This window comes from Echinicola jeungdonensis (genome assembly GCF_030409905.1).
Classification (GTDB): Bacteria; Bacteroidota; Bacteroidia; order Cytophagales; family Cyclobacteriaceae; genus Echinicola; species Echinicola jeungdonensis.
In genome coordinates this window covers 656,119-671,529 of record NZ_JAUFQT010000002.1, presented here as the reverse complement: position 1 = coordinate 671,529, position 15,411 = coordinate 656,119, and the positions used below count along the sequence as shown (strand labels likewise).

Here is a 15,411-nt window from a genome sequence, read left to right as displayed (position 1 = left end):
TAAGAAGGATATATTATCTTATTTGAAGAAAAAATATCTTTATCAAAATCCGGCTTTTTTGCAATCAAAATTAATCTTCAAAGTTTTTTAGGGTTTAAAATGTTTAAGTAAAAAGCTTCCCCATCCTTTTGAGACAATCCATGTCATGGGGTTTTATCCCTCGGGATAAAAAGGTAAATTGGCTTTGATGAAAGAGGATAAATACAAAGGAAGAGGTGCCCACTCTCACCCCCACAATCCCTATATAAAGAGGAAAATAGTTGTTGAACATGATGAGGGGGTTGATGAGGAAAAATATTTGGACAGGCCAGTTACCAAATATTTTTCTGAAATGGCCAAGCAGGGGATCAGCAAAAACAATAGCCCGGATCTTCCATTGGATTATTCTGTTAACCCCTATCAAGGTTGTGAGCATGGTTGTGTTTATTGTTACGCCAGAAATTCCCACCAATACTGGGGCTTTGATGCTGGTTTAGGGTTTGAGACCAATATCATGGTCAAATACAATATTGTGGAAGCTTTGGAAAAGCAATTTTCCCAGAAGAATTACCAACCCAAGCCTATAATGCTTTCCGGAAATACAGACTGTTACCAACCGGCAGAAAAAAAGTATCAACTTACCCGAAAAATCCTTGAACTTTGTCTTAAAGTCAAACATCCCGTAAGCATTATTACCAAAAACACCCTAATTGCCAGGGATTCAGGTATCATAGAAGAATTGGCCAGGAATAATTTGGTACATGTTTATATGTCCATTAATCATTTGGATCAAAAGCTTAAGTTAAAACTGGAGCCCCGAACAGCACTACCCCAGAAAAAAATAGATTTGATAGGAGAATTTACACAAAAGGGGATCCCATGTGGAGTAATGGTGGCACCGATCATTCCTTCCCTCAATTCTGAAGATATCCCAAAAATCATTGAGAAAACGGCAAATGCAGGAGCTTTAAAAGCTGGGTACACCATTGTGAGACTCAATGGAACGGTAAAGGAAGTCTTTTCCCAATGGATTTGGGAAAATTTTCCTGATAGGGCCCAAAAAGTTCTTCATCAAATTGAAGAAGTACACGGTGGCCAATTAAACGATACCGATTGGGGAAGAAGAATAAAAGGAGAGGGGCCCATAGCACAAATGATCAACCGTGTATTCCAACTTTCCGTAAAGAAATTTATGAATGGCCGTAAAATGCCTCCATTTAATCTACAAGCATTTTGTCCTGACGGCCAAACTCGTTTATTTTAAAAGGAAACAATATGACTGACATTCTTGAAATTGCCATCTTGGAACTGGGAAGACAAAGAAAAAAAGAACCATTTTTAGCCTTAGAAATAATTAAATGGGTTTATCCCCAGGATTGGCAACGGTTTATCCCAGACCTTTTGGAAACTTTGGATAAATTACAAAAGGAAGGTAAAATTGTTTTGCTAGATGAGCAGGGAAAAAGTGCCAGAGAAGAACCTAATGAAAAAACAAAAATTCTCGTGAAAGGCTGATATCGAACCTTTAAATATATTCAATCACTTTAAACTAACCATAAAGAAATAATTACAACCCATGAAGGAACTACCGAAAACAGAAACAAGAGAAATTCCGGAAGGTTATGAGCTTGCCACTTTGGGAGCTGGATGCTTTTGGTGTGTCGAAGCAATATTTGAAAAACTAAAAGGGGTGAAAAACCTGCTTCCCGGATTCAGTGGTGGACATATCGAAGATCCAAGTTATCAAGATGTGGTAACAGGAACTACCGGCCATGCGGAGGTTATACAGTTTGCTTATGATCCCCAAATCTTGCCTTTTTCTGAAATTTTGAAAATATTTTGGTCCACTCATAATCCCACCACTTTGAACAGACAAGGGGCAGATGTTGGAGCTCAATACCGTTCTGCAATTTTTTATCATTCTGATAAACAAAAAGAAATAGCGGAAGAGTTGAAAAAACAATTGAATAATTCTGATGTTTTTTCTGATCCCATTGTGACAGAAATCACTCCATTTTCTAATTTTTATCCAGCAGAAGATTACCATAAACAATATTATGAAACCAACAAACAGGCACCCTATTGCCAAATGGTTATTCGACCAAAGGTGGAAAAATTCAAACAATATTTTGGGGAGAGGATAAAATGAATTAAACCTTTTTCTTTTTGCCCTCCCTTAAAACGAGGACCAAAAGTTGCTATATCAAATCTTTTTAAAACAAGGATTCGTAATCTTTTCAATAAGGTTTTTTTCAAAGGGGAATTTTATTTTAACTCTCTTAAAAATGAAAACTAAGTACCTTTATCAAGTTCATTCCTTAAAAGCATACCCATTAAATGATTCGGTATTTTTAACAAAAATCTTATTTTTATAAAGAAGGAAATTTATTTTCAAATCAAATTTGATCCAACAGTCGACTGTTGACAGATTCCCAAGGAGGTAAAAAAAATTCATAAATTAAAGGTCTATGAGAACTAGAGCCCAAGAGTCCAGGTCTGCCATTGAGCGGTTATATATTACTATGAGACATTTGTTTATCCGTGGATCCTATAAACCGATGGGGGTCTCAGGGGAATCCCTGGTAAATGCTTTGCTGGTACTGCGCCCGGAAATCTATGGCCTGGTCACCGACAAAGAAAAAGTAGAGCTGGATGGACTTTTATATGTAATGGAACGGCTTCCCAGAGGCATCGAAGAATGTCAATATGTTAGATTGATAAGTAGGGAAGGGTATGAACATTCTGATTTTGAAACCCTGGTTCCCAGTAAAAGGAGGAGAAACTGTTACAGGGTGGATCATGAACAGATGTATGTAGAAATGACAAGGGGAAAAAGTGATATTTATGATATCATGACCCACCTCACTTTTTTATACATTGAATCCGAAAAAATCAGAACCAACAGCACAGATGCAAAGGGTAAGATCAACCTGAATTGGTTGATGCTTTCCAAAATAGTCGAAAAGGAAGAGAATGGCGAGGACTTTGATGAAGAAGCGGCTTGTTCTTATTTAAGCCATATTACCGGAAGGACTTTTGATGAAACTCACCAGGCTATTACAGCTTTTAACAGGTCTAGGAATTCAAATAGTATCTTTTCAATAGTTTATCACTTGGGGAAACTGGCCTTTGATGAGGTATTGGATGATCAGGATCGAGAAATTTCCTTTTCTGCCACACTAAGGGAAAGGATTGGTCACCATGTATATGGTGAAATGTGGGCCAACCGCATCAAAACCATCTTGGATGAAGAGGATTTACTCCACCGGCCCATTCATATTATCAGCGCTAATCTGCATAGTGTGATGAATACCATTTATGGTCATCAAGCTTTGAACTTGGAATCTTTCGAGGAAATAGAACAGGTGGCATTGGATATCAGTACCCATAGCAAACATAATAGGGCAAAAGACATCAGGGCATACGCCAACCATCATGGATTTATTGATATCCCCGACCTGTCCGGAACCAATATTGGTGCCCAGGTGATTGACACCAGCAAGTTTGTGAAGGACACCCTAATTCCTGGAGTAAAATTACAGCAGGAGGAGCGGAAAAAGCCTGTTATCCTAGTGATGGATTATGCCTTTGGAGAACAAGCTTATGAATGTTTTGATGAATTGTTAAAACCTTATGAAAAGGAGGGTCAGATGATTCCTCTGGATGTGGTTTCAGCGTCCATTATGGGAAAAGCAGGAATACTAAAAGGGAACAAAGGGGATCTAATGATTCCCTCCAGCCATGTTTTTGAAGGCACGGCAGATAATTATCCCTTTAAAAATCAATTAAAAGCCAAAGATTTTGAAGGGTTTGGATTGGGCATCTATGAGGGGCCAATGATTACTGTTTTGGGAACCTCCCTACAAAATACCGATGTGTTGAAATACTTTATGGAGTCCTCCTGGAATGCCATTGGGCTGGAAATGGAAGGGGCCCATTACCAAAAAGCCCTGCAATCCGCCAGCAAAATAAGAAGAAGCATAAGGAAAAATGTAAAAGTCCTTTATGCCTATTATGCCTCTGATAATCCACTAAAAACAGGCAGTACATTAGCTTCCGGAAGTCTTGGGATGGAAGGGGTAAGGCCAACCTACTTGATCACCTATAAAATTTTGGAAAAGCTGTTTAAACAAAAAGTTAAAGAAATTCAGTGATTTTTTCGAAACAGCCCCCATTTAGAAGGAGGGCTGAATTACTCCGGGATTTGCAATGCCATCAATGTAATGAATGAAATCTGTTTGCTGAATCCTTGAAAACCCTATTTATTGGCTAAAGGCATTAGCGAAAATTTGTAAGCACCATTTAAAGGGTTGGCTGCTAATGACGGGAAAATTGTTGACCAATTCACCAAGGGCCTGCTTTTTCATGGCCCTTGGTTAGAATAATGATACTCCTTAAGGGTATTTTCGAATTCGATATTGAAAAACGCCTTATTTGGAGGAAATTAAGTTTGATCTTTTTATGATTTCGTCCAACTGATATTTAACCTTTGAAATCATTCAGAAAATATTCGTGCAGTTCGTGGTTCATAAAACAAAATAATAATTAAGAAAAATTGCCCATCCATTATAAAACAACTATTTTGTAATTGAATTTTTGGTATAATCAGAGGTGTTTCAAAATATTTACCAATCCGAAGACTTTTATTCAAACAAGGATATAATAAATAACACTATAATTTTTTTTCACCAATCAAAAATCAACGAATATGAACAACAAAAGCTACTATTTTATTGCGGTTCTTCTATTAACCTTTTTGGCATGTAGTAAGGAAAAGAAAAAAGGGACTGATCAGGCTTTGAAACAATTCACCTACCATGATGTGGAACCCGCTGATTTTCCAAAACTTAATATTGAAGGGGTTAATTTTCCTGAGGATTCAGTAATTCTGAATCAATGGATCCATGATTCAGACAAAAGCAAGATCTATTTGCATGGCTGGGGTATTTGGACTGGGATTACCTCATTAACCGATCAAAAAATTCCGGGTGATTCCAGGAATTTACGGGTTTTCGAGACCTGGCTTACCCCGGAGGAAATGATTGATTCCATTAATAATCAACCTATTAAGCGGTCCAATCGGGCCAACTTAAATAAACCGAATCAATTCACCCATTTTTCCTCCAGCCAACAAACCGTCAATGACAGTATTTTTGAGTCGGTTTCTTACAGTCCTGCAGCTTCGGATTTTGCCATTGAAAACAAAATTTTTATGGCGACCACGCTATATGATATCGCAACAAATAAAAACAAAAAGGAAATCCCCTTTTTCCCAAAGAATGCAATCACCATAAAACCGGTTTTTAAATTACTGCCCACCTCAGGTGGTGAAACCTTGTTCAATATCGCTTTCTGGCCAGGAACTACCAATAAATTGGAGGCTTATCCGGAGCAAGATTGGGATACATTTGTTACGGTGGATGTCACCAATCAGAGTGGTCAAAAGGATTCCATTTACAATGTGGATGATTTTATCCACTTTAAAATAAATGATGAGGACGCCTATTTTTTAAATAAGGAGTTTACCGAAAATAGCGGCAACCAATTTAATGCAAAGCCAGGGGATATAGCCATCCTGGTGGGAATGCATGTAGGCACCAGGGAAATCACCAACTGGACCTGGCAAACCTTTTGGTGGACGCCGGATCCTGCCAATCCACCATTACCTAGTTCAAAGGCTGTTGCCGATATGCGTCCAAATGAACTCCAAGGAGCACCAAGCAATTACGCGATGTCTGTAGCCTATTATATGGTGGATCCCAATGAACCCTATGAAGGGCAGGATATTACCGGAGAACCCAATTATGCCTTTAATCCTTATTTGGAAGCTGGCTTTGGCCCGGGAGTTTTTAATGATTCCATCAGTTATATACAGACGGGAGAGGAGCAAATAAAAACCTATGTAGGCGTAAGGACCAATTGTATGAGCTGCCACAGGATGGCCACTGTGGATCCCAATGCCCTGGGCAATAAGAAAAACTCGCAAACCCCTTATGTTGGGAATGCTTATATAAGCCGTTCCGATAGTCTATTTGATGGACAGCTTTTACTGGATTTCGCCTGGTCCATCCAGGGGAATGTGGATACCACAGGACTTAAAAAATATATTGAGGAGAATTAAGAAATAAAAGTAAAAAACCAAATGGCCCTCGTTTGCAACGAGGGCTTAATTAGTTTTGCATTTGCAATTCCATTACATAGGTATTGGTAAAAACTGGATAGGACTTTCTCCAGATATTGTGTTCGACCATAAATCTAATACCCTTTTTGGTTTTAATTGTTAATGGAAGGGCAAAATGATAATTACTGGGCATAACTTCAACAAAAATCTACCGCCAAAACAGGGGAAGAAAAACTAAAGAAGTACCATCGTTTTTTGGGAATTTATTAAACAAGAAAACCGAATATAGATATGCAAATTCGCTGTATTTGTTAGAAAAAACAGTTTCAATATACCAGTTGAACAAAACCTCCTACGTCGGTAGCTATTTGATTTTGAACAGTTAACCAATTTATTTTCAGTGATTTACCCTAAATTCACTCCATGTTTTACCATTAAATAAATAACATCATGGAAAAAAAAGTCTTCGTCAACGGATGTATGAGGAAATGTTGGTCAGGAACTATTCCCCCAGGACCATCAGTACCTACATCAGCCTTGTATCGGCAGTTTCCAAACATTTTGGAAAGATCCCCGAACAGATCAGTATTGGTAAGTTAAAGGAATACCTTTTCCATAAGGTCGAAGTCAACAAAATGTCCCCTTCAGGGGTGAATCAGACCATCAGTGCGTTCAAAATACTTTTCAAAGATGTCCTGGGCAGGAGCTGGGATCCGGTAAGAATCAAGCGGCCCAGACGGCCCCAACTCCTCCCTTCTGTTTTTTCGAAAGAGGAGATATCCCTTATACTGAACTCCATAAGGAACAGAAAGCATTATTGCCTGCTGGCCCTCACCTACGCCTCCGGTCTGAGGCTGAACGAGGTGATCAGCCTGAAGCCCTGTGATATCGACAGTGACAGGATGCAGCTGAAAGTAAGGGGAGGAAAGGGATATAAGGACAGGTATACCCTGCTGCCAAAAGGGCTGTTGGAAAGGCTCCGGGAATACTACAGGTACTACCGGCCCAAAACCTATCTTTTCGAAGGCCGGACACCTGGCAAACCCTACAGTGAAAAGAGTGCACAGTGCGTTTTAAAAAAAGCCATGGAATGCGCAGGGGTAACAAAGCATGCTTCTTTCCATACCCTTCGCCACTCCTTTGCCACGCACCTTCTTGAGCAGGGAACCAATGTCAGGTTAATCCAGGAGCTGTTGGGCCACAAATCCCTCAGGACCACTACGGTTTACCTGCATGTGACCAACTTGAATCCGGCACAGATCAAAAGTCCCCTGGACGAGCTGTGATGGATATCCTTAACAAGAGGAACAGCGGGGTAGAACTTTCCGATATCCTTCTGGGGCAGAAAGAATCCTTTCTTTCAGGAAACAGCCCGTGTACCGCCCAGTACAAGGCCTATCTGGACATCATTTCCTGCAGGACATCTGAAATGGGTTCCCATACCCTGGCATGTGACAGCTGTGGCCATACCAAAACGAGCTATAACAGCTGCCGGAACCGCCATTGTCCCAAGTGCCAGTATATCAAACAGCAGGTATGGGTAGAAAAGCTCAGGAGCAGGTTGCTGCCGGTGAGGTACTTTCACGTAGTGTTCACCGTCCCGGACTTTCTCAGGCCGCTTTTTTATACCAACCAGCGGTATGGTTACAAGCTCCTGTTTGAAGCCTCTTCGGCCGCAGTGAAAAAGGCTGCCCTGAACCCCGCTTTTCTGGGGGTTGAAAGCGGCTGTATGGCGGTGCTGCATACATGGGGACAGTCCCTGTCCTACCATCCACATATCCACATGCTTGTTCCTGCCGGGGGACTGGACAGCGATGGGCAGGAGTGGATCGTCGCCCATAAAAAGTTCTTTGTTCCGGTGAAGGCACTGTCAGCTATTTACAGGGGCGTATTTATGGAAAAACTTATCAGGGCGTTGGAAGGAAACCTTCTCAGGATACCGGAAAAGCAGGCAAAACTGTTTGCCGACCCAAGGCTTCTCAGGCGGGAAGCCTATGCAAAGTTTTGGCATGTCTACATCAAAAAGACCTTCAGGGGGGCAAACCAGGTGGTCAGCTATCTGGGAAGGTATACCCACCGCGTGGCCATCAGCAACAGCAGGATCCAATGGACTGATGGGAAAGCGGTCAGTTTCAGGTGGAAGGACTACAGGGACAACAGGAACAGGACCATGAGCCTCAGCTGCCACGAGTTTGTAAGGAGGTTTATGCAGCACATCCTCCCTTCTGGATTTTACAAGATCAGGTACTACGGGATCATGGCCTCGGCAAACAGCAGGACCAAAATGGAAACCTGCTTCAGCTTGCTGAAAAAGACAGGGTACATCTCCTTCTACCAGGGACTGACCACTTACGAGATACTGGAAGAGGTACTGGGCCCGGACTTCTTCCTTTGCCCCTGCTGTAAACGGGGAAAAATGGTGTTCGGGATTGCTTCACCAAAAGAAAAAGGCCCCTGAAACTTTATAAACGGGACGTTCATTGACATCATGAAGAACAGATTGGAGGGAAAAGGTTTCCCAGGGAAAAATATGCCTTTTTCCAGCAAAACCATCAATCAAACTAGAAGCTTTAAACAGCGAAACCAAAGAACCTCCTGAAAACTCCCGCCAAGAAAAGATCCATGAAAGACAAATGCCCATAGCAGTTCACCGGCTCCGTCCAACTATGTTTTAAACGCAATCTTGGTAGTCTTAAGAAAATAGTTTATTTTTTTACCTAGATTGCGTCTAAAACACTTTACGTTACCTGCAATATGGAAAAATTCGAATGGAAAGAAGACAGAATTGTCGAAGGAATTGAACCTTCTATTTATTTAACTGAGAATAAATTTTATTTAGCTGGAAAGAGATTAGATAGTTATTTTACAGAACCTATTGTCGTAAATCTTTCATTCTCAATTGAACTATATTTAAAGTGTTTGAATACAAAATCTACTTATTCGAAAAAAGATAATACTGATTTACCAATTCTTGAACGAAAGTTAGAAACTATATATGGACATAATTTTGAAGAAATATTTAAGAACTTAAAACCGACTGAGTAAAAAAATTTATCATTTCAATATTTGGAAAAATTTGGCACCGATTTTAAACAAGATTTGACAGAAATTAAGAATGCTTTTGTCGAATATCGATATTCTTTTGAAAAGGATTCTTTAAGCATCAATTTGTCAATTCTAAATCGAGTGGGTGATTTTCTAAAAAAATATATTGAAAATGAAATGAGACAAGAAAATATAGCAGGTAACAATGTATAACCGCAATTACGGCGGATTCGTCTACCCTTCGACTGTGCTCAGGGCAGGCTAGAATCCACTCGGAATAACTAACATCAGTGCCAAATAGAAAAACATTTACTTTAAACCCGTAATTGGCGTTAATACGAAACCGTTCAGTATGTACTGCGAATCTCCCACAGATGTACTCAAAACTCCCTAAAAGCCCCGCCTCAATCCCCCAATCTCCACCCCAACTGCTTTGATAAATGGAATACCTGCCTATCTTTGTAAGGCTACAAAAAACTTTGGGAATTAAATCAAATGCAATTGAGCAAGATTGAAATTCCTACCAACCCTAAAGGAAGCAACCGATTTTTTCAAAATTTACTATCTTGACCAAAGGTCAATGAATATTGATTGGAATTAATCGGTAAGAAAACAAGCGAATTATGATGGATGTTGTGAATTTCACGAGCTTTAATTTTAACGTTGCCCTGCAGGAAGGGCTCAATGCCATGGGCTTTGATAATCCAACGCCCATTCAGGCTCAAGCTATTCCAAAGATTATGGAAGGCAAGGACCTGATTGCCTGTGCCCAAACAGGAACAGGGAAAACGGCAGCTTTTATTTTGCCCATCATCAATAAAATTGCAGAAAGCGGAAAGGACGATCTTAATACTTTGATTTTGGCGCCCACCCGGGAACTGGCCATTCAAATAGACCAACAAATTCAGGGCTTGGCTTATTTTGCCGGAGTAAGCTCTTTGGCGATTTATGGGGGAGGGGATGGCATTACCTGGGAACGACAAAAAAAGGCCCTTGAACATGGGACCGGAATTATTGTGGCCACTCCGGGCCGGTTAATTGCCTTGATGGCAGGTGGAAAGATCAATTTCTCCACCCTTCAGCATCTGGTATTGGATGAAGCCGACCGGATGCTTGATATGGGATTTTCGGATGATATCTTGAAGATCATCAATTACCTGCCCCAAAAACGCCAAACCGTTCTTTTTTCGGCCACCATGCCGGAAAATATTCGGAAATTCTCCAAAAAGATCCTTCATCATCCTGAAGAAATCAATATTGCCATCAGTAAAACTGCTGAAGGGGTAACACAGATGGCCTACTTGGCTTATGATAATCAAAAAGAGGATTTACTTCAGCATATACTTGGACAAAAGGATTATGAAGCGGTAATCATTTTTGCTTCTACTAAGGAAAAGGTAAAGTCTATCTATAAAACCCTTAAAAAGAAATTTGAGGTGGAAGGCTTTCATTCTGATCTGGACCAAATGGAAAGGGAAAAAATCATGTCCCGCTTTAAAAATAAAACTTTGAAGATTTTGGTGGGCACGGATATTCTTTCCCGTGGTATTGATGTGGAAGGCATCGAACTGGTGATCAACTATGATACTCCTGGGGACCCTGAGGATTATGTCCATAGGGTAGGGCGTACCGCCAGGGCAGATATGAAAGGAGAGGCCATTACTTTTATCAATGAGAAGGATCAGGGAAAATTTTCTAAAATAGAGCGTTTGATTGGTCTGGATATTCCCAAAGAAAAATTACCCGAAGAATTGGGAAATGGGCCCGAATATTCCCCAGTCAGAAGGAAACCAAAGGGAGAACCTTCCAGAAAGCCCAACAAAAAGTTTGGAAATAAGCCCCAACAAAAAGCAAAGCCTTCTTCCAATAAAACCCAAAAGAGCCCTTCAAAAAAGCCGGAAGAAAGCCCCTCCAAGTCCACCAACTCCCAGGGTAAATTCAGAAAAAGACACAATGTCCAGGATATGAATAAGGATTAGAATTTTTAGTTGAAAGGGTTTCACGCTAAGGCGGTAAGGGCGCAAAGGTTTTTGTTTAGAAGTTAAGACAACTTATCGGTTTTGAGGATTGAAAATCCTTTGCGATCAGTAGGTCGGGATTTCAAATCCCGACCAGCACAAATATGACGTGGCAGACTCAACAATCAAAAACGAGATTGCCTGCCCTCCCTGACTACCGATCAGGCAGGCGGGAGGCGGGCCACACCCTTTTCCTTACCCCTCTCCACCCAAACAAGGCTTCTCAAAGACGTTACCGATCTTATTCCTCAAAATTTTTAATTCGAGCTCATTTTTTTAGTCCAATTCTTGAATCCCTTTTTTTTCACTCCGAATTTCGTGGAATATAATTCCTAAATTTCCTTTACTTTCTCTGAATTGATATTAATATTTGTATAAATACATAAAAAGATTTTTTGGAACAAGAATTAAGTATTATATGGAAAAAATGTTTTATTTATTCTTAAAAAAATCTAAAAAAATACCATTTATAAGCTTATTTGAGCCAAATTTCTATATGAAATAGTCTCAACTTTATATTTCAAAGGGTATATTTATTAATTCGTTAAAATTTAATAAACAAAAAATATAATTTTAGGAAATTAACTTTTTCCTATTGAATATTTGTTTGTTATCAGACAATCCCTAACTTTAGAATAGATTAATTTTGTAGAGTCGGTCCTATATAATAGGAAGTTCAAATTTTGGGATATTTAATTTTTGTGTGGTTTTACCTTGGTGATTTTAAATATCCTTCATCTATACGTCAGAAAGTTTTCTCCATTTTGGAACAAAAGGGAAGACATTTTTAAAGAAAGTTGACTTTTGGATTTATGGTTTTTGAAGTTTTAAAGATCATTTCAGAAGAGGTAAATCAATATTTCACCAGGTCAGGAATGGAAGACTCCAAGGTGATTTTGGAAAATATTGCCTTGATTGAGTCGCAACAGGAAAATGCAGAACTGTTGAAAAATAAAGTAGTCCTCAGTTTGATCAACTTTAAAGAGGAGACTACTTTAAAAAATTTCCCCAATCACCAGCTCGGGGAGAACAGAATCAGTTACAAACAGTCCAAAGTAAACCTCAATCTCTTTTTGATCTTTTGTGCCAATCGGTCCACTTATAATAAATCCCTCAAAGACCTATCCAAGATCCTTGAGTTTTTCCAACATAAAAAGGTATTTACCCAATCCAATACTGAATTTGACAGGGATTTGGATGAAATGAGTTCCATCAAAGACTTTAGGTTTACCATGGAGTTGTTTACTCCAACATTTGAAGAACTAAACTATATCTGGGGGACCTTGGGAGGAAGGCAATTACCCTCTGTTTATTACAAATTAACACTGATTGAAATTGAAAGGGATCAAACCCAGGCGGAAGGGGAGCTTATTTCTACAATCAATAGAAACTATAAACAATTTAAACCATGATTGTTTCATCTGTTTTTAGGCCAATTTTAGAACTTTCTATTTATCACAACTACTTTTTGAATGAGGGTCAAAATAATTTTTGGGCCATGGATGCTGAGGAAAAGGCAGAGAGGTTAAAGTCCTACGATTGGAGAGAGATATTTGAGGTAACTCCCACTATAAAAACCCAAAATATTCTTCAAGGTCAAAATATGGTGTTTTATGCTTCCAAATCTGGTTTTAAGCTCGGCATAAAGGTAAAACCGGAAGATGAGAAAATACCCTATATTTCCCTAAGTCCGGAAACTGGATTGACTTTCCTTATCCAAATTCGTGACCCCTATTTTTGGAATTACACAGGTTTGCAATGGGATCAGGATTCACTTTTATATTTTTCCAACAAAACACCGGATTTACCCGAGCCATTTTCTTTTGAACGTATCCTTATGATTCAGCAAAATAAGCTGGTTAATGGGGATTTTGTAATAAAAGGGAATAACAGAATTGATTTGTTGGACAAATATACTCACCAGCCATCTATCAATTTGGCCGGCTTGATCCATATTCAAATGAAAGGGGATACAGGACAATCAAGTTTGATCAATAATAATGGAAAACTAAAAAATAACCTCCCGCATTTTAAAATCCATTTTGATAATCAAAAAACGATTTGGAAATATATCAACAAGAAGAAGGCCATTGAGATGGAAACAAAAAATGCCTTGCCTCTGACAAAATATGGGTACATCCAACTTGACCCGCAGTCAGATTTGAAATCCACTCCACCGGATGTAGAGAATTATGCTCTTCCCAATCCCAATCCCTATCGGATTACTTTAGAATCAAATAAAATCTATTCAGAAATATTCATTTAAACCTTTTTTATCATGGCAACAACAATAAAAACTCCAGGTGTTTACATCGAAGAGATATCCAAATTTCCGCCCTCGGTGGCACAGGTTGAAACAGCCATTCCTGCTTTTATTGGTTATACCGAAAAGGCAAAAGATGGGGACAAAGACCTTCCTGCAAATGAACCAGTAAAAATATCCTCTGTGCTGGAGTTTACCGAACATTTTGGTGGGCCTCCCCAAGTGGATGTAACCACATTGGAAATCAATGCTCAAAACCAGGTATCTGATTTAGCGCTGGCAGAAAAGTTTTATTTATATGAATGCATTAGAATGTTTTATGCCAATGGCGGAGGAGATTGCTATATAGTTTCAGTTGGAAAATACACGGATACCGTTCAAAATGGTACTGCAGATGGATCCACACCGGGTTTTTTAGCTGGTCTTGCCAAAATTAAAAAGGTGGACAGGCCCACCTTACTGGTTGTTCCGGATGCTTCTCTAATGAGTCAAAGCAATGTTAATTCGTTGTACGCAGCCATGCTTGGCCAATGCAATGAATTGAAGGACAGGTTTTGCATTTTCGACCTCAAAGAAAGTGGAGCTGATTATGAGGATGCTGTTGAAGACTTTAGAAATGGCATAGGCATGAATTACTTAAAATATAGTGCCGCTTATTCACCATGGTTAAAGGCCAACCTCCCGCGGGTTGTCAAATATAAGGATATCAAAGGGAAAATTACCCAAAATGGCCCAGTGGTAGATCTGGCAGATTTAATCGCTGACCCGGATGCCAAAGACCTGGCCAATAGACTTGATAACCTTGTTGATGACCAAACTACAATAAATGGGGCACTGGATACTTTGAAGGGAAGTCATTCTTCCTATCAAGCAAGGTTTGAAGCCTTGGCCAATACCCTCAAAAACACTCCGAACAAAGCTAATTTGGAAGCATTGATCAACTTTTATACGGAAAGTATGGATTTGGTAAGGGATACCATCGACCTGGGGGGATCGGCCATTACCCTAAAAGATAAAAGCACACCAGCAGGAAACCTAAAATTCCTTTTTGATTTTCTGGTTTCAAAGCTGGGAACAGCACTGGATAATACCGAAAATGAAATAGCTAAAATTTCTTCCGATTCCAGCGCCTTATCCTCCGCTTTAACTTTAACTGCTTCAACTACCGGATTAGATTACACCACCACAACTTCAACTAATGTTTACTTTGGCAGTGGAACAACCAACCAGGAAAAGATACAGCCCCATGTTGGTGCTTTTAACAAACTGTGGAACAGCATTAAATCTTCCCTGGACCTTATATCTACATCAGCAGAAAGTTATACAGCTACAGTGGAGACTTCCACAGTAGAAGCCATTCCCGCTCTCAAAACCATTTTCCAACGTATAGCTAATGAGTATCTCACCTTACCCCCAAGTGCCACAATTGCAGGTGTTTATGCAAGAGTGGATTCCAATAGAGGGGTATGGAAAGCTCCTGCCAATGTTTCTTTGAATAATGTAATAGGGGTGACTGAACTCATCGACAACAAGGAACAGGAAAACCTGAATGTGGATGTGGTTGCAGGTAAATCCATCAATATTATCCGTCCATTCACAGGAAAAGGCATCATGGTATGGGGAGCAAGGACCCTTGCAGGTAATGATAATGAATGGCGCTATGTGCCAATAAGGCGATTTTTCAACATGGCTGAGGAATCCATCAAAAAAGCTACGGAACAATTTGTTTTTGAACCCAATGATGGAAATACCTGGGTAAGGGTACGGGCCATGATAGAAAACTTCTTAACCCTTCAATGGAGGGCAGGAGCTTTGGCTGGTGCAAAACCTGAACATGCATTCTATGTTAAAGTTGGCTTGGGACAAACCATGACTTCCCAGGATATTTTGGAGGGTAAAATGAACGTAGAAATCGGCATGGCGGTAGTTCGACCGGCTGAATTCATTGTGTTAAAATTCTCTCACAAAATGCAGGAATCTTAAAA

The 15,411-nt window shown here is 39.7% G+C and carries 12 protein-coding genes; all 12 read left to right on the top strand.

Annotated elements, in window-relative coordinates:
- The first annotated feature begins 187 nt into the window (after positions 1-187).
- The 12 genes from QWY93_RS16055 (at position 188) to QWY93_RS16000 (ending at position 15,409) form a co-directional block, all read left to right on the top strand.
- Positions 188-1,243: a PA0069 family radical SAM protein gene (locus tag QWY93_RS16055; RefSeq protein WP_290249422.1), complete on the top strand. Its 1,056-nt coding sequence runs from the start codon at positions 188-190 to the stop codon at positions 1,241-1,243.
- A gap of 11 nt (positions 1,244-1,254) precedes the next feature.
- Entirely contained in the window at positions 1,255-1,494 is a 240-nt protein-coding gene (locus QWY93_RS16050; RefSeq protein ID WP_290249421.1) for a hypothetical protein, read from the top strand.
- A gap of 61 nt (positions 1,495-1,555) precedes the next feature.
- The gene (gene msrA, locus QWY93_RS16045; RefSeq protein ID WP_290249420.1) at positions 1,556-2,128 is read left to right on the top strand and encodes a peptide-methionine (S)-S-oxide reductase MsrA; all 573 of its coding nucleotides are present in this window, start codon (positions 1,556-1,558) and stop codon (positions 2,126-2,128) included.
- Positions 2,129-2,447: 319 nt separating this feature from the next.
- Entirely contained in the window at positions 2,448-4,133 is a 1,686-nt protein-coding gene (locus QWY93_RS16040) for a DUF6909 family protein (RefSeq protein ID WP_290249419.1), read from the top strand.
- A 554-nt stretch (positions 4,134-4,687) separates the two neighbouring features.
- On the top strand, positions 4,688-6,100 hold the full coding sequence (locus QWY93_RS16035) for a hypothetical protein (protein ID WP_290249418.1): 1,413 nt from the start codon (positions 4,688-4,690) through the stop codon (positions 6,098-6,100).
- A gap of 476 nt (positions 6,101-6,576) precedes the next feature.
- Positions 6,577-7,386, top strand: a complete 810-nt coding sequence (locus tag QWY93_RS16030) for a tyrosine-type recombinase/integrase (protein WP_290246383.1) — start codon at positions 6,577-6,579, stop codon at positions 7,384-7,386.
- Positions 7,386-8,558, top strand: a complete 1,173-nt coding sequence (locus QWY93_RS16025) for an IS91 family transposase (protein WP_290248799.1) — start codon at positions 7,386-7,388, stop codon at positions 8,556-8,558. Before QWY93_RS16030 ends, QWY93_RS16025 begins: the two co-directional genes overlap by 1 nt.
- A gap of 296 nt (positions 8,559-8,854) precedes the next feature.
- Complete coding sequence (locus QWY93_RS16020; RefSeq protein ID WP_290249417.1) at positions 8,855-9,145, top strand: hypothetical protein; 291 nt, start codon at positions 8,855-8,857, stop codon at positions 9,143-9,145.
- A 626-nt stretch (positions 9,146-9,771) separates the two neighbouring features.
- A complete protein-coding gene (locus QWY93_RS16015; protein WP_290249799.1) occupies positions 9,772-11,124 on the top strand; it encodes a DEAD/DEAH box helicase in 1,353 nt (450 codons plus the stop codon).
- Positions 11,125-11,975: 851 nt separating this feature from the next.
- On the top strand, positions 11,976-12,575 hold the full coding sequence (locus tag QWY93_RS16010; protein ID WP_290249415.1) for a Pvc16 family protein: 600 nt from the start codon (positions 11,976-11,978) through the stop codon (positions 12,573-12,575).
- Positions 12,572-13,429 (top strand): hypothetical protein, encoded by an 858-nt coding sequence (locus QWY93_RS16005; protein ID WP_290249413.1) that lies wholly within the window; start codon positions 12,572-12,574, stop codon positions 13,427-13,429. The genes QWY93_RS16010 and QWY93_RS16005 overlap by 4 nt, the downstream gene beginning before the upstream one ends.
- Positions 13,430-13,441: 12 nt before the next feature.
- Positions 13,442-15,409, top strand: coding sequence for a phage tail sheath C-terminal domain-containing protein (locus QWY93_RS16000; RefSeq protein ID WP_290249412.1), 1,968 nt, complete (start codon positions 13,442-13,444; stop codon positions 15,407-15,409).
- Positions 15,410-15,411 lie beyond the last annotated feature (2 nt).